General features: G+C 57.2%; 13 protein-coding genes and 2 pseudogenes. 6 read left to right on the forward strand and 9 right to left on the reverse strand.

Annotation, left to right across the window (positions count from 1 at the left end; translation table 11 throughout):
* Positions 1-125: 125 nt before the first annotated feature.
* From N879_RS20900 to N879_RS06920, 9 genes and pseudogenes are all read right to left on the reverse strand, one after another.
* Positions 126-1,241 (reverse strand): glycosyltransferase family 4 protein, encoded by a 1,116-nt coding sequence (locus N879_RS20900; RefSeq protein ID WP_031232434.1) that lies wholly within the window; start codon positions 1,239-1,241, stop codon positions 126-128.
* Positions 1,242-1,448: 207 nt separating this feature from the next.
* Positions 1,449-2,519 (reverse strand): annotated as a pseudogene (locus N879_RS20905) (glycosyltransferase family 4 protein); the annotation flags it as partial.
* The gene (locus N879_RS06890) at positions 2,516-3,643 is read right to left on the reverse strand and encodes a glycosyltransferase family 4 protein (RefSeq protein WP_009461098.1); all 1,128 of its coding nucleotides are present in this window, start codon (positions 3,641-3,643) and stop codon (positions 2,516-2,518) included. The pseudogene N879_RS20905 and the gene N879_RS06890, both read right to left, overlap by 4 nt.
* Positions 3,644-3,706: 63 nt before the next feature.
* Complete coding sequence (locus N879_RS06895) at positions 3,707-4,816, reverse strand: glycosyltransferase family 4 protein (protein ID WP_009461099.1); 1,110 nt, start codon at positions 4,814-4,816, stop codon at positions 3,707-3,709.
* 39 nt (positions 4,817-4,855) lie between these two features.
* Entirely contained in the window at positions 4,856-6,217 is a 1,362-nt protein-coding gene (gene murJ / locus N879_RS06900) for a murein biosynthesis integral membrane protein MurJ (RefSeq protein WP_009461100.1), read from the reverse strand.
* Positions 6,214-7,239 (reverse strand): SDR family oxidoreductase, encoded by a 1,026-nt coding sequence (locus tag N879_RS06905; protein WP_022983250.1) that lies wholly within the window; start codon positions 7,237-7,239, stop codon positions 6,214-6,216. Before N879_RS06905 ends, murJ begins: the two co-directional genes overlap by 4 nt.
* A 14-nt stretch (positions 7,240-7,253) precedes the next feature.
* Entirely contained in the window at positions 7,254-8,534 is a 1,281-nt protein-coding gene (gene tviB, locus N879_RS06910) for a Vi polysaccharide biosynthesis UDP-N-acetylglucosamine C-6 dehydrogenase TviB (protein WP_022983251.1), read from the reverse strand.
* Between the two features lie 49 nt (positions 8,535-8,583).
* Positions 8,584-9,708 (reverse strand): MraY family glycosyltransferase, encoded by a 1,125-nt coding sequence (locus N879_RS06915; protein ID WP_009461102.1) that lies wholly within the window; start codon positions 9,706-9,708, stop codon positions 8,584-8,586.
* Between the two features lie 198 nt (positions 9,709-9,906).
* Positions 9,907-10,863: a LysR family transcriptional regulator gene (locus N879_RS06920; RefSeq protein WP_009461103.1), complete on the reverse strand. Its 957-nt coding sequence runs from the start codon at positions 10,861-10,863 to the stop codon at positions 9,907-9,909.
* A gap of 289 nt (positions 10,864-11,152) precedes the next feature.
* On the opposite strand from N879_RS06920, the gene uraD reads away from it, so the two are divergent.
* The 6 genes and pseudogenes from uraD to N879_RS06950 all read left to right on the forward strand — a co-directional run.
* Positions 11,153-11,683 (forward strand): 2-oxo-4-hydroxy-4-carboxy-5-ureidoimidazoline decarboxylase, encoded by a 531-nt coding sequence (gene uraD, locus N879_RS06925; protein WP_009461104.1) that lies wholly within the window; start codon positions 11,153-11,155, stop codon positions 11,681-11,683.
* Between the two features lie 145 nt (positions 11,684-11,828).
* On the forward strand, positions 11,829-12,341 hold the full coding sequence (locus N879_RS06930) for an ureidoglycolate lyase (RefSeq protein WP_009461105.1): 513 nt from the start codon (positions 11,829-11,831) through the stop codon (positions 12,339-12,341).
* The gene (locus tag N879_RS06935; protein WP_022983252.1) at positions 12,338-13,129 is read left to right on the forward strand and encodes a class II aldolase/adducin family protein; all 792 of its coding nucleotides are present in this window, start codon (positions 12,338-12,340) and stop codon (positions 13,127-13,129) included. Before N879_RS06930 ends, N879_RS06935 begins: the two co-directional genes overlap by 4 nt.
* Before the next feature lie 27 nt (positions 13,130-13,156).
* Positions 13,157-13,342 carry a 4-oxalocrotonate tautomerase gene (locus tag N879_RS06940; protein WP_009461108.1) on the forward strand — a complete coding sequence of 62 codons (186 nt, stop codon included), beginning with the start codon at positions 13,157-13,159 and terminating at the stop codon, positions 13,340-13,342.
* A 372-nt stretch (positions 13,343-13,714) separates the two neighbouring features.
* On the forward strand, positions 13,715-15,199 hold the full coding sequence (locus tag N879_RS06945; RefSeq protein ID WP_022983253.1) for a nucleobase:cation symporter-2 family protein: 1,485 nt from the start codon (positions 13,715-13,717) through the stop codon (positions 15,197-15,199).
* A gap of 195 nt (positions 15,200-15,394) precedes the next feature.
* Positions 15,395-15,643: pseudogene (locus tag N879_RS06950) on the forward strand (hypothetical protein); the annotation flags it as partial.

Below are 15,643 nucleotides of genomic sequence, written 5' to 3' on the forward strand. Positions count from 1 at the left end.
TTGGGGCAGCACAGCGATAAAAAAAGAGCTGCACTGCCTCTGAAACCTTGGATTCAACCCTAAGTCACAGCAAGCAGTTCAGCCCGTTTTTTATGCCTTGGCCCAGGACCAAGGCATTCAAAGCCTTAACGGCTCAGATACTGATACAGATCCAGATGAGCCTCACTGATGCGGCCTATATCAAAAGCCTCTTCAGCCAGACGGCGGCTTTCCGCCCCCATGGCTTGCCGCTTGGCCGTATCTTCACCCAAGTCCATCACAGCCGCCGCCAATGCCTGCGCATTACGCACTGGCACCAGCACACCGGTCACGCCAGGTTCGATGGCATCACGGCAACCGGGTACATCCGTTGTAACCACCGCGCGCCCGCAGGCTGCGGCTTCTACCAAGGACTTAGGCAGGCCCTCACGGTAGGACGGCAGCACGGCAATGTGTGATTGAGCGTAAAGCTGCGCAATATCGCTACGTTCGCCCAGACACTCCACCACGCCCTGCTTTTGCCAGCTCTGCCACTCCTGATCGCTGATACTGGCCGGATTACCGGGGTCGGGACTGCCAGCCAGTACCCATTTAACCGGGCTACCTTGAGCAGCGCTGATGCGTGCAGCTTCAACAAACTCACGCACACCTTTATCTACCAGCAGGCGCGATACCATCAGGGCAACGGGCGGGCCTTCGGGCTCTGGCAAAGCCTGAAACTGATTCAAGTCCACGCCTGAGCCACGAATCAGGACGCACTGATCGCGTTTGACAACACGGTCTTCCAGCAAGACATCACGGTCATTGCTGTTCTGGAAAATCACACGGCTATTCGGATGTCCCAAGGCAATGCGGTAAAGCTGCAGGGCAATCCAGCGCACCGGATCAAAGGACTTGTCGCGCTTGGTAAATACATAGCCCAGCCCGGATACAGCGGCCAGAAAACCAGGCACACCGGCCAGTCGCGCTGCTATCCCGCCGTACAGAACCGGCTTGATGGTGACCGCATGCACCAGCTCCGGACGCTCGCGGCGAAACAAGCGCCATAGAGCCCAAATGGTGTGCAGCTCTTGCAATGGGTTGGTCCCGCTGCGTGTCATGGGCAAAGCATGGTGATGCAGGCCGTGACGCTCGATCTCGGCAACCGCCGGGCCGTCCATGGTGGCGACATGCACGTCATAACCCTCACGTTGAGCGGCTTGCGCCAAAGGCAAACGATGTGACAGGAAAAAAGCGGGGTTATTGACCACGAACATCAGCATGCTCGTTTTCTTGCTGGTTTCGTCCGTCAAGGCTCTCAAGGCCTGACGGCTGCGCTTGCGCTTGGGGGGATACTGCGCCGTCAAGGTCTTCCAGGCCTGCGTGTAATTCTTGACCATGCCTTCCAGGGAGAACAGGCGGGCAACCCGTTCACGCGCATGCTCATGACGAGCCTGCCAGGAAGGCGCACCCAGTTCATCCACCGCGCTATTGATCGCGCCTGCCAAAGCTTCAGCATTGCTGGGGGGAACAATCCAGCCCTCATTACCGACGATCAAGGCAGCATCACCCACATCGGTGACCACATTGGACACCCCCGCAGCCATTGCTTCGCAGACCACGTTGGGAAAACCTTCTGCCGAGCTGGACAAGACATGCACGTCCAGCGCATTCATCAGGCGAGGGACATCGCTGCGTCGTCCCATCAGGATGACGCTCTCGCGCAACTGATGCTGATCCAGCAAGCGCATCAAGGTTTCGTTATTGCTGTCCATGCCATCGCCAATCAAAAGGCAACGCAAGCCCGGATGACGGTGCAGGCTGCGAGCTAAGGCGGCCAGCAGATTGGGATGATCTTTAAGCGGATTCCAGCGGGCCACACTGCCAATAACAGGCGTATCCAGTGACAGGCCCAATTCTTCGCGCACTTCTTCACGTGCCTGCGGGTCAGGATGCCAACGGCTTAGATCGTAGCCATTGGGAATCACTTCCATGATGTCCGCACGATAACCCCACTGCTTGTGACGTCGGGCGGCATTTTCTGCGCAGGACACAATCAAATTGGGAATAAAGCGTGACAGGCGGGCGCACAGCCAGGCCACCATACGAGCTTTCGGGCTGCCTTGATACAGATTCGCGCCGGAATTACGAATACCCCAGGACACAGCCGGAATCCCGACCAGTCGCGCTGCGGCACCACCGATCAGATCGGAGTGATACATCCAGGTCTGCACCACATCGGGCTGCAAATCGCGCAGCAAGCGCGTCAGCGATCGCAGACCTTTCAAAAAGCCCAGCGGCGAGTGCATGTGCAGGCAGTACAAAGGAATGTCTGCAGCCCGCAATTGCGGCCCGAAAACGTCTTCCTCGCCCAGAGAAATCACAATATGCTCGGTTTCTTGACCTGGCGCCGTCACCAAGCGAAACAAGACGGTTTCTGCCCCCCCCTGCCCCAGCCCAGCAATAATATGCACGACTCGCAAAGGCGGCGTTACTTTTTCCAGCTTGTCATCCACGGCGTCTGTGTCCTGATTGAACGACCTTGGCTGCATTGCACTCATGCTTTGGCTCCCTCTTCGATACCGCCACGGGCGGCCTGAAAGACCTGGTCCCAGTTAAGCAAAACCTGCTCTAGTTCATAACGCTGACGCACCGCTGCAGCGGCACGACGGCCCAAGACGCCCCGAAAGACGCCATCCCCCATCAGCTCGGCCAGGGCGGCAGTCAAGGCACCTTCATCCCCTACCGGCACCAGCAGGGCATCCTTGCCATCGGAACTGATTTCGCGCGGGCCGCTGGGGCAATCAACTGTCACGGCGGGCAGGCCCATGGCCATGGCTTCCAGCAACACATTCGGAAAACCCTCTACTTCCGAAGTCATGACAAAGGCATGGGAGCGCGCCATTTCCTGCCAGGGCTCAGCGGTTTTGCCGGCCAGTTCGATACGATCGCCCGCACCGGACATGGCAATCTGCTGCACCAATTGGGCTCGCTGCGGGCCATCGCCCCAGATTTTCAATTTCCATTCCGGATGCTCGGCGGCCAGGCCTGCAAATACGCGGATCAAGACATCAAAACGTTTGGAGGGCACCAGACGCCCCATGGCCATCAAGGTGCAGTGACGGTTCTCCTCCACCCGCACCTCGCGCTGCACGGCATTCAAGGCCTGCGGCAAGGGGTTGGGAACCACCATGACCTGCTTCATGCCCGGCACCATGGCCTGGAACGCCGCCACACTGGCTCGGGTTTGCACAGTCACTACCTGCGCCTTGGGGTACAGACGGCGGCGCAGGCTTTGCAGCAGCTTGCCTGCGCTGCTGCTAAAGGCCGGGTTGGTGCGTTCACCCACCACAATAGGGACGCCCATGCCGCCCAGCCCCAGCAACACATTGATATTCACATTGGTCAGAAAAGACACGATGACATCAGGCTGTTTTTCATGCACCAGCTTGCGCATGGCGCGCAGCTTGGCCAAGGGTTTGGGCAACCAGCTACCGCGCATGCGATGGGCCAGCCACACCAGTTCCACCTTGGAGTCAATAGGGTAAAAGGCGCTGCCTCCTCCACTATAAGTAGGCACCAGGGTGACCTGATCGCCCCGCAAACCCCAGGCATTGGCCAGGGTGGAAGCGACGCGCTCGGCGCCGCCTGCGTTCAGGGAGCTGACGAAAAACAGAATATTCACTGGGCCTCCGTGGGCTCATCGACCGGGTAGCTTGGGCCTGCTGGCACTAGGCAAAGCGCCATTTTAAGGCCGACGCAAGCACTGTTCCAACACTTGCTGCCATAGCGCCAGAACTCGGGCCGAGGAAAAACGATCGCGCACATCCGTGGCGCGGCGTGCCAATCGCTGACGCTTGTCGTCGTTGGACATCAGGTCGGATAAATGGGCTGCCAGGGCTTCCACGTCTTCAATCGGGCGTACCAAGACGCCGTCAATATTGGCGCGGATAATCTCGCGCGGGCCGGTATCGCAATCAAAGGCAACCGCGGTCAAACCGCTGGCCATGGCTTCCAGCAGGCTGTTGGACAAGCCTTCCATGCGGGAGCTGAGTACATACAGATCTGACTGCTCGTACCAATCCGCCATATTGCCGACGCGGCCGGGAAGCTGAATCCGCTCTTGCAGCTCCAACTCTTCAATTCGTGCTTCCAGAGGAGCACGCTGCTCGCCTTCGCCCAGAATCACCAAGTCCCAGTCCGGGAAATAGTTGGACAACATGGCAAAGGATTCGATCAGGGTGTCAAACCCTTTAACCGGGTGCAGTCGCCCCACAGCCAGCAAACGTTTGCGGCCTTCTGGCAGTTCGGGCACCGGCACGACAGGCTCGGCACTATCCATAGGCCAGCGTACGGCATTAGGAATTACCTGAACCTGGCTGCCGGGCACATGCTCGCGCAACCAGTCTGCAGTACCAGCAGTCAGCGCGATCACGGCATGAGCTTGCGGATAGGTACGCAAACGGGCTTTTTGCCAGAAAGAGGACAAGGACTGAGAGGGCGGATGCGTATGCTCGGTAGCAATCACCTTGCAGGGCAAGCCCTTGGCGGCAGAAATGGCCAGTACCGAGGAAGTGGTCATCATGCCCAGAACCACATCGGGTTTGGTCTTGCGTATCAGGGATCGCACCCGGCTCACGCGCCGCCAGTTCTTCCACAAGGCATCCAGGCGGCCACGACTGCTGCCTGCCGTTCCCAGCACGTGGCGCTCTACGCCCTCTGCTACGGTATACGCGTCTTTGTCACGGCCGGCCTGCGTCACCAGAGACACTCGATAGCCGCGTGCCACCCAGGCTGCGCTTAAATCGACGGCGACACGTTCTGCCCCGCCCCCACCCAAAGAGTGGATAAGCAGCATGATATGAGGGCGAACTCCCGAATGACTGTGCACGTTTTCCTATTCCTGCGAACCAGACGCAAAGGCACTGGCTGGCTTCAAAGCCAAGATGAAATAACAAGTGAAAGAAGCCGCATACATCAGGCTGGTCGCCAGCATGATGCCCGACGGACCCATGCGCGCCGCCAGAATCGGGTTCAGGGCCGCTTTCACCAAAAAATTGATCACGGCAATAATTGCCATGGATTTATACCGGTTCTGACTGGCCAGTAGCTGCACCAGAATCAGCACCCCAAAATAAAAAGGCAGTTGCACCAGTCCCCAGCTAAAAACCTGGGCGACGGTGGCCGTATCCTGCGCGGTAAACGCGCCACGCTCAAACAGCAGTGCCACGCCCCAAGGAGCCAGCAGGACGCCGATGGCCGCCGCTACTCCACCAGCCGCCAACATCATGACCGACCATTTCAAGGCCATGGAACGAGCACGGGCGTTATCGCCCCGGCTTTGAATATCAGCCAGCACAGGCAAGGCAGCACGGCCTACAGAGGCCGCCCCCACACCTAGAACCAGGGCCAGCAAGCGCGTGGCATAACCCAAGGTCGCGTTGGCATTCGCGCCCAGATTGGCCGCCGTATATTGGTCGATAGGGCCGACAAAGCTCATGGCAACCTGCCCCACCAGCATGATCGTGGCGGCCTTGAGCAAATCCGGCCACTGTTCGGCACGCAAGCTGATCGTGGGACGAGCCCAGATCTGATCAGCCCGAGAAGCCAGAATCATCAGCCACACGGCCTGGATCGTCATACCCAGCAAGGTGCCCCACAACAAGGGGCCAATGCCGGCATTGGCCCCTGCGGCCAGCACCCAGATCAGGATGACAAAGGCAGGAACACTTTCCAGCAGGGTGTTGATGTGACGCTCATGCGCCCGCAAACGGGCGGCACTCAGGCCAATCATCAGGGTCAGAACCGCCGCTGGCGCAAAGGCAAACAGCAGTTCCTGGCTCATTTCATGGACTGCAGGACTTAAACCCTGTCCCGTCCATTGCAGCACCCAGGGCCAGCTAATCCAGATCAATGCACCCAGCACGCAGCCCAGCACAATGCACCAGGCCTTGAGTTCACCCAGAAAACGGCTGCGCGCTGCCGGTTCCAGACGATGCAAGCGCACCAGAACGGGAATCAGCACAACGGACATGGAGCCAACGATTGTCACTGGCAGCCAATTGGCCATGACCATCGTGAACTGATAGGCATCGACTACATCGCTCACACCGTAGCGATAAGCCACCGCCATTTCTTTGAAAGCGCCCGCTGCCTTGCCCAGCAACAGAAAAAACGCCACCCGCATCGCCCCCAGGGCGATGCGACGGTGGTCGTCATGCAAACTAGACAGACGTGCTTTCAGGCTGGCCCAAATCAACTCAGAAACGCCACGTACCAGGGCATGGCTGTATTCAGGCCCTGCAAAATCGTGTGAGTCGGCTCGTAACCCAATTGGGTGCGAGCCTTAGTGATATCGGCTTGAGAGTGCAGCACATCGCCCGCGCGGAAGTCCGCATAGATGGGCTGTTTGGTGTAGTTCACACCATTTGCACTCAAGGTCTGCTTCAAGTGCTCGAACAGCTCGTTCAAACTGGTGCGAGCATTGACGGCCACGTTATAGACTTCGGCCACAGCAGGTTTTTGCTGCACGGCGGCCAGGATATTCATCTGAATAACGTTGTCGATAAAGCAGAAATCGCGGCTGGTCTGGCCATCCCCATTGATTTGCACATCCTGGTTCTGGATCATGGCCGATACCCATTTGGGGATCACCGCAGCGTAAGCACCATTGGGGTCCTGACGTTTGCCAAATACATTGAAGTAACGCAGGCCCACGCTGGAAAAGCCATAGGCACGGGCAAACACGTCCGCATACAGCTCGTTCACGAACTTGGTGACGGCGTAGGGAGACAGTGGACGACCAATCGTATCCTCCACCTTGGGCAAACCGGGATGGTCGCCATAGGTGGAACTGGAAGCCGCATAAACAAAGGCTTTAACCTGTTCGTCACGCGCAGCCACCATCACGTTCAAGGCGCCGTTCACGTTGACCTCATTGGAAGTCAGCGGATCGTTCAAGGAACGAGGCACCGACCCCAAAGCGGCCTGGTGCAGCACATAGTCCACGCCTTTAACAGCTTCGCGACAGGTATCCAGATTGCGGATATCGCCTTCAATAAAGCGAAAACGGGCCCAGCGCTCGGCACCAACCTGATCGCGCACTTCGTCCAGATTGTATTGATGGCCGGTTGCAAAGTTATCCAGACCTACCACCTGCTGATCCATTTTCAGCAGGGCTTCCAGCAGGTTGGAACCGATAAAGCCGGCACAACCCGTAACCAGCCAGGTTTTAGGCTGATTACGCAGTTGCTGGCTCGCCTGTTCAAATGCAGCGCTCATAATGCTTTCCAAAATTAAAGACGCAGATCGGATTGTTCGCGATCAAACACATACTTCAAGTCGTAGAGCACATGCTCGGGCTTGCCCCATTGGCGCACACCTTCCACACCCAGTTCCTTGAACTGCTTGTGGGCTACAGCCACGATCACCCCGTCGTACTCACCCGCTTTAGGAGTCTCGACCGGAGTAATACCGTATTCATGTTGCGCTTCTTTAGGGTCAACCCATGGATCGTATACATCTACGTGAACATCGTATTGCTTGAGTTCATGCACGATATCGACAATACGGGTGTTACGCAGGTCCGGGCAGTTTTCTTTAAAGGCCAGACCCAGCAACAAGACGCGCGAACCTTGCACCTGAATGCGGCGCTTGGTCATGGCTTTAACCAGTTGGGAGGCCACATAGCCGCCCATGGAGTCGTTCAGACGGCGGCCAGCCAGAATGATCTCGGGGTGGTAGCCAATGGCTTGCGCCTTGTGGGTCAGGTAGTACGGGTCCACGCCAATGCAGTGACCACCCACCAGACCAGGACGGAAAGGCAGGAAGTTCCACTTGGTGCCCGCCGCTTCCAGCACGTCCAGGGTATCGATGCCCAGACGGTTGAAGATCAGAGCCAATTCGTTGATCAGGGCGATATTCACGTCGCGCTGGGTGTTCTCGATCACCTTGGCCGCTTCTGCCACACGAATGGAGCTAGCCTTGAAGGTACCCACCACAATGATCTCGCGGTACAAGGCGTCGACCAATTCAGCGACTTCAGGGGTCGAGCCGGAAGTCACTTTCTTGATGGTGGAGACGCGGTGTTCCTTGTCGCCTGGATTGATACGCTCCGGACTGTACCCCGCGTAGAAATCTTCGTTAAAGCGCAGTCCCGACACTTGCTCCAGCACAGGCACACACACTTCTTCGGTCGCACCGGGGTAAACCGTGGACTCGTAAACCACGATGTCACCACGCTTGAGCACTTTACCGATGGTCTCGGAAGCGCGGACCAGGGGAGTCAGATCAGGCTGCTTGAATTCATCGATAGGCGTGGGCACCGTCACAATGAACACATTGGCCTGGGCCAGTTCATCGGCCTCGCAGGAGTAGCTCAAGCCACTGGCCTGGGCCAGTTCTTCGCTCTCGACCTCCAACGTGCGGTCTACCCCTTCCTTGAGTTCGGCGACACGACGCGCGTTAATGTCAAAACCAATAACGGAACGCTTTTTGCCAAACTCTACAGCCAAAGGCAAACCGACATATCCCAAGCCGATGACGGCCAGTTTCACATTCTCAAGTTGCAACTTCATTCTCCAGTTAGCGCTATGCGCAAGGAATAATCTCGAACGCCTGACAGTATCAGTCCCGATCTATCCGCCGCCGTACCGAGGGTAGCAGCAGCCAGGAAGGGCGACGCCACGAAACCAGACGGGAATAGAGCCAGATATAAACCAGTGAGAAGGCCAGCATGCTGGCACACAAAGCCCAAGTATTGTCCCACCAGATCGTGGCTGGTACCAAACCGATCAGGGCCAGTACCCACAGGTAAGGCGAGGTCATGGCATTACAAAACGCGGGCAAGGCTCCGCCACTGTCACGACTGAACGTGGAACGCACCAGACGACGGAACACCAGTTGATGCAGGTGCAGCGCGTCCGGCTGATCCACAGGCACACCGCGTTTGAAACGGCGACGCCAGATCGAAAACATGGTTTCAAAAACAGGGTAAAACAGCACGGCCAAGGCGTAAAACGGCGACACACTGGGGTTGCGCACCACCAGTTGCACAGCCAGTTCAGCCAGCATGAAGCCCAGGAAATATGCGCCCCCATCCCCCAGAAAGACCCGTCCAAAAGGAAAGTTCCATACCAGAAAGCCCAGGGTGGCCGACGCCAGCGAGGCGGCAATCAGGAAAATCGGAATGTCCTGCACCTGCAAGGCCACCAGAGCCAGGGACAGCGCCATCAAGGTGGCGATCATGCCGGCCAGGCCATTCATACCGTCAATAATATTCAGGGCATGGGTACAGCCGCCTACCGCAATCATGGTAAAGAGCAGCGAAATGGGCCAGAAACCCAGAACCCAATCAGCCCAGCTCACCCCAACACGCGACACACCACCCAACAGCCACCAGGCAATCGCGGCCGACAGGAAAGCGGCCAGCAAGCGTTTCAGAGAACCTACGTCCTTGGTGATGTCCTCGACCAGGCCCGCCACAAATACCGGCATGGCAGCCAGAAACAAGACCGGCCACAGCCAGGTCAGTGTCATATTGCTGGGCCCAAGGACCAGCAAGCCAGCCAAACTGCCTGCCACCACGGCCAGACCACCCACACGCGGGGTAGGACGAGAATGGGACGCTTGGGGTTTACTAAGGTCGCTGTCCCCGGTCAGACGGCCATGCCAACGTTCGGAGGCCACGATCAGCCCGCCGACCATAAAAGCCACGACACAGATATACAACCAGGTAAGAGACTCCCCCATCTGAGGTAAAGACACCGCAAAACACCTGCTAGGTTAGGAACTACACATTATCAACCTGCCTTCCGGCTTGTGTCCGTGACCAGTCGCATTAAATGCAACAATTTCCGTCAAGTCCCGTATCACTTTCGTGTAGGCAGGAGTAGCTCGCTAATTTGCCCGAGCGCGAGCCCGAAAGCAAGTATTTTGCGGGATTGGGGCTCAGGAATCGGGTTGCGGCAACGGTTCTGTCGAGGCCAGCTGATTACCGCACTCGGTCAGGAGTCGCCGTAACCAGCGATGGCTGGGCGAATGCCGGTTACGTTCATGCCAGAGCTGATAAAAGCGCATGGGCGGAAACTCCAGCGGGGCCTCCAGAATCGCCAGGGGCAATAGTCGACAATAAAACTCGGCGAAATGACGCGAAGTCGTAAAAATCAGGTCTGTATTCTGTAGCAAATACGGTGCTGCCGAAAAGGACTGCACCGCCACGCTTTCATCACGCTGAATACGCAGAGTCGCCAAGGTCGTATCGATGACACCGCGCTGGTTGATGGAATACGGCATGGGCACCACATGGCGCGCCCGCACGTAATCATCCATGGTCAACCCCTTGCGAGCCAAGGGGTGCGTTGCCGCTACCAGGCAGACAATCTGATCTTCCAGCAGCACGGACAGGTGCATGCGATCGGGCGGTTCGGGCCAGTTCCCAATAACCATATCCAGGTCGCCTTCCGCCAAAGAACGCTCAAAATCAAAGCTGGCATCCAGAGAATGCAGATTCAAGCGTGCCCCCGGTGCCTCGCGACGCATGCGCTCGACCACTCCACCAATAAAGACAGGCGCCAGATAATCTGGCGCTCCGATATGAAACTCACTGCGACTTACCTGAGGGTCGAAACTGTCGGGCGCATTAACCATACAGTCGATCTCGGCCAGGGCTCCTTTAGCGTGGGCCAGCAGGCCAATGGCGCGCTCGGTAGGCACCATGCCCCCTTTTTCGCGCACCAGCAAAGGATCGCCAATAATGTCACGCAAGCGTCGTAAGGCCGCACTGATAGCAGGCTGCGACTGGTTCATTTTGAACGCGGTACGCGAGACGCTGCGCTCGGTAACGAGTAAGCAAAATACCCTCAAGAGATAGGTATCAAGCGGGTTATCCCCACGTCGGGCGGCCATCTTATTCTCTCCTTCTTACGCTTTTTTCCAGCATGATAATGACATACATGCACAATACGAGATGGCATATATCATTTATACGCCTAATTCTATTTTATTTATAAACAGAAAACTTAAACTGGTCCCATATAAGAAAATCATAGCCCACAGGCGGTGGTTTATAAGGGTTTGAATAAATCAAACATACCGTGTAAACGCCCACCCACTACCCTTGATAAAACGGCCTCCAGGCCTGGTCCTGGAGCCGCCTCGGCTCGCACTATTTACGCTTAGATAATCGGACTGACACATGACTACTCAAACCCTTACCACCACACAGGCGCTCACCGAACTCTCCAGCCTGGATCAGAGCCAATTCGTGGAAAAGCTCGAAGGTATTTTTGAACATTCCCCCTGGGTCCCTGAGCGTAGCTGGAACCAGCGTCCCTTTGAAAGCGTGGATCAGTTGCACGCCTGCATGGTGCAAGTGGTCCAAGAAGCATCGCACGAAGAACAGAAGAACCTGATCTGTGCTCACCCCGAGCTGGCTGGTAAAGAAGCCGAGCAAGGGACCCTGACCACCGCATCGACAGGCGAACAACGTGGCGCCGGCCTGGATCAGTGCTCGGCCGAAGAGCTGGCCCGTCTGCGTGGCCTGAATGCCCAATACCGTGAGCGCTTCGGTTTTCCCTTCGTGATTGCCGTCAAGGGTTTGAGCCGTTACCAAATCATGGATACAGTAGAAGCTCGTCTGAACAACAGTGCTGAAACCGAGTTTCAAGCTTGTCTGACTGAAATCGGCAAGATTGCCCGTTTCCGTCTGGATGCGCTGCTGGGCTGATTTTGCTGCCTGCCGGGTCTTGTTGACCCATCCAGTTCACGGGGTAGCGCCAGCCTGCGGGCACGCTGCCCTTTGTTTCCTCTGACCCTTCGTGGCGCGGCTGCTTTCAGCCCCACGCGGGTCTGCCCTACCAAGGACCTCTGCCATGACAATCACATTGAAGTTGGAAACCCTGACAGCCGAAGCCTTCGCCCCCTTTGGTGATGTCATCGAGGCCTCCGACACGGTTCAGCACTTCACCATCAATGAAGGCAATACCGAGCGCTACCACGACCTGGCCAAGATCGAGCCGGGTGCAGACGGTCAGGCGATTGTGTCCATTTTCCGTGGTCAGCCACGCACCTTGCCCTTTACCGTGGAAATGATGGAACGCCACCCCAAAGGTAGCCAGGCCTTCATTCCGCAGTCCGGCCAACCGTATCTGGTGATTGTGGCCCCTGCTGGCCCGACTCCCAAGGCAAGCGATCTACGCCTGTTCCTGGCCCGTGGCGACCAGGGCGTGAACTACGCAACTGGCGTTTGGCACCACCCCTTGATGGCACTGAATCAAGTGGCCGACTTCATCGTGATTGACCGCAAAGGTCCCGGCGACAACTGCGATGTGATTCAGCTGGAAGAAAAAGCCATCATTGCTGAACTGGAAACCACAGCAGCGTGAGCCAGTCCTGTCCCATCACGCCGGACATAGCGGCCATTTACGCCCATCGTCCGGCCGATATTGATCCTGAGCACTGGCGCGCCCGTGTCAATCTGGCCGCCGCCTACCGGCTGGCGGCCCGCCAGGGCTGGGACGATATCATCTACACCCATATCTCCCTGCGCCTGCCCGGCCACGACGACACTTTCCTGATCAATCCCTTCGGTTTGCGCTTTGATGAAATCTGCGCTTCCAATCTGCTCTTGATTGATACCCAGGGCCAGGTTGTGGACGGCACAGGCCGTCGTGCCAACCCCAGCGGTTTTGCCATTCACGGAGCCGTTCACCGCGCCCGAGCGGATGCACACTGTGTCATCCACTTACATACAGATGCCTCGATTGCCGTCTCGGCTCTGTCCTGTGGACTGCTGCCTCTATCGCAACACGCCATGCGGTTCTGGCAGGATATTGGCTATCACGACTATGCCGGTCTGGCCTTCCCGCCCCAGGAGCAAGAGGCCCTGCTCAAGCAATTAGGCTCCTATCCCGCCCTGCTCTTGCGCAATCACGGTGCCCTGACCTGTGGCCGTACTGTTGCCGAAGCTTATGTCCTGATGGATGCCTTGGAGCGCGCCTGTCGCATTCAGCTCTCGGCCATGGCTGCCAGCCCGCAACTGCACCTGCCCCCGACGGATGTGCTGGATTTGACACATCGCCAGCTTTTACCCGGGGATGAGCCAGAGGGCTTGTTAGAATGGCCAGCCTTGCTGCGCAAGCTCTATCAGAGCGAGCCGGATTTTTGCCGCTAAGACCCTTTCCACCCCTACGGAGCTTTTATGCCTTCTATTAACGTACAACTATTCGACGGCCGTCCCGTGGAAATCAAGCGTGAGCTCGCCCAGGCCCTGACTAAAGAAGCCTGTCGCGTGCTTGGCTGTACCCCGGAGGCCGTCGATGTGGTCTTTACCGATGTCAAACGCGAGGACTGGGCCACGGCCGGCGTCCTGTGGTCGGACAAGTAAATCAGACCCATGAAAAAGCGGCCACAGGGCCGCTTTTTTTATATCTTTCAGCACCTTAACGGCTCTTCAAACGTAAATCAAACAGTAGTTTGGAGGCTACTAACATAGATTTTCAGGATGGACTAGGTGGGCAATACCCCTAGCGCTGAAAAATGCATGAAAAAAGCAGGAATCTGCTAGGGCGTGGCCTGAACACAGGCCCCATCTACAAGGCATATATCCTTCCCCCCTGTCAGCATCAGCCTGCCATACGCTTTTACGTATTCTACTTATCAAGCCGTACTGCCTTCCAGTGATAGGGCCCATCCGATAACTTTATGCTTACGCGGCCCAGGCATCGGCTGCGCATAACGTATTAATAAGGAGACCCGGATGTCCGCCAACCCAGAAGTGTCCACACCTGCTGCTTGTGACGGTGTAGACGAACGCCTACCAACGGGGCGCCTGGCAACCCTTGGTTTGCAACACGTCATGGTGATGTACGCGGGCGCAGTTGCTGTCCCCCTGATCATTGGTGCGGCCTTGGGCCTGTCCAAGGAACAGATCGCATTCCTGATTAATGCCGACCTGCTGTGCTGTGGCCTGATCACCATCATCCAGGCTCGTGGCCTGGGTATGTTCGGCATCAAACTGCCCGTCATGATGGGCGTATCCTTTGCAGCGGTCAGCCCCATGATCGCCATTGGCCTGGATCCACAACTGGGCCTGCCCGGTATTTTTGGCGCCACCATCCTGGCCGGTATCTTCAGTATTCTGATTGCTCCGGTATTTAGCCGTCTGATGGGCCTGTTCCCCCCGGTCGTGACCGGCATCATCATCACCGTTATTGGTGTGACACTGATGCGTGTAGGTCTGAACTGGATTGGTGGCGGCGCTCCCACTATTACAGATCCGGCCACCGGCCTGTCCATCCCCAACCCCGAATACGGCTCGCTGGAAAACCTGGGCATTGCCCTGATGGTGCTGACTGTGATCCTGCTGATCACCAAGTTTGCACGCGGTTTCCTGGCAAACGTGGCAGTGCTGATTGGTCTGCTGGTCGGTTTCTTTGTCTCTTTGGCCATGGGTCGCATCACCTTTGAAGGTCTGGATCAGACCAGCTGGTTTGCGGTGGTGACTCCATTCCACTTTGGCGTGCCTACTTTCAGCTGGGCCCTGCTGGGCGCAGCGGCAGTCCTGTCCCTGATCATGGTGGTGATCATGGTTGAGTCTCTGGGCATGTTCCTGGCATTGGGCTCCATCTGCGGCCGTCCTACCGACCGAGAAGCGCTGGTGCGCGGTCTGCGTACCGACGGTCTGGGTACCCTGGTGGGCGGCATCATGAACACCTTCCCGCACAGCTCGTTCTCGCAAAACGTGGGCCTGGTCAGCGTGACCGGCGTGCGCAGCCGCTGGGTATGTGTCATGGGTGGTGCCTTCCTGATCATGCTGGGCCTGTTCCCCAAAATGGCTTTCATTGTGGCCTCCATCCCCAACTACGTTCTGGGCGGTGCTGGCATTGTGATGTTCGGCATGGTGGCCGCTACCGGCATCAAGATCCTGATGTCGGCCAACCTGAACCGCAACCCTTACAACCCCTATATCGTGGCCATCAGCCTGGGCTTTGGCATGATTCCCCTGGTTGCCGAGCACCTGCTGGACAAGATGCCCCCTGCTCTGGCTCCCTTGCTGCATAGCGGAATCTTGCTGGCTGCCGTATCTGCCATCTTATTGAACCTGTTTTTCAACGGCATGGAAAAATACGCCGACCAAGGCCACACTGTTGAATCCACCGCTGCTACCCAGGCCCGCAAACAGGCCGCTGCTCAAAAAGCGACTGAAGACAGCGGCAATCACCTGGCCTCGCAAAACGGCTAAGCCCCTTTTTGAACAGCCGTCCTGCCTGAAATGGGCGGCTGTTCAAATTTCCGCAGTACCTTCATAAAAGTATCGACTGCCCATAATTAATCTAAGCAAGGTCAGTAACACCCACTCAAAGAAAACTAAGGCCGCAGGCCATAAGGGACATCAGATCCCAGGGACCTGCTTGTGCTCAAACAAAGAGGAGACACCATGAAAAAGCTACACCCTGCTCGCTGGGCATGCGCCCCGCTGGCCGCCGCCCTGCTGTCCAGCCCCGCCTTGGCAGCTGACTGGAGCGACACCTTTTTAGGCTACCGCTTCAGCACGCAGTACACCGAGCCGATGAACGATCGGACTATTCAGAAGCACATCCTGAGCCTGACACACGTCAACGGCTACAGCCTGGGCCAGAACTTCTTCAACCTGGATATCCTGCAGTCGGACCGCTACGATCCCTCC

The organism is Alcaligenes sp. EGD-AK7 (genome assembly GCF_000465875.3).
Classification (GTDB): domain Bacteria; phylum Pseudomonadota; class Gammaproteobacteria; order Burkholderiales; family Burkholderiaceae_B; genus Alcaligenes; species Alcaligenes phenolicus.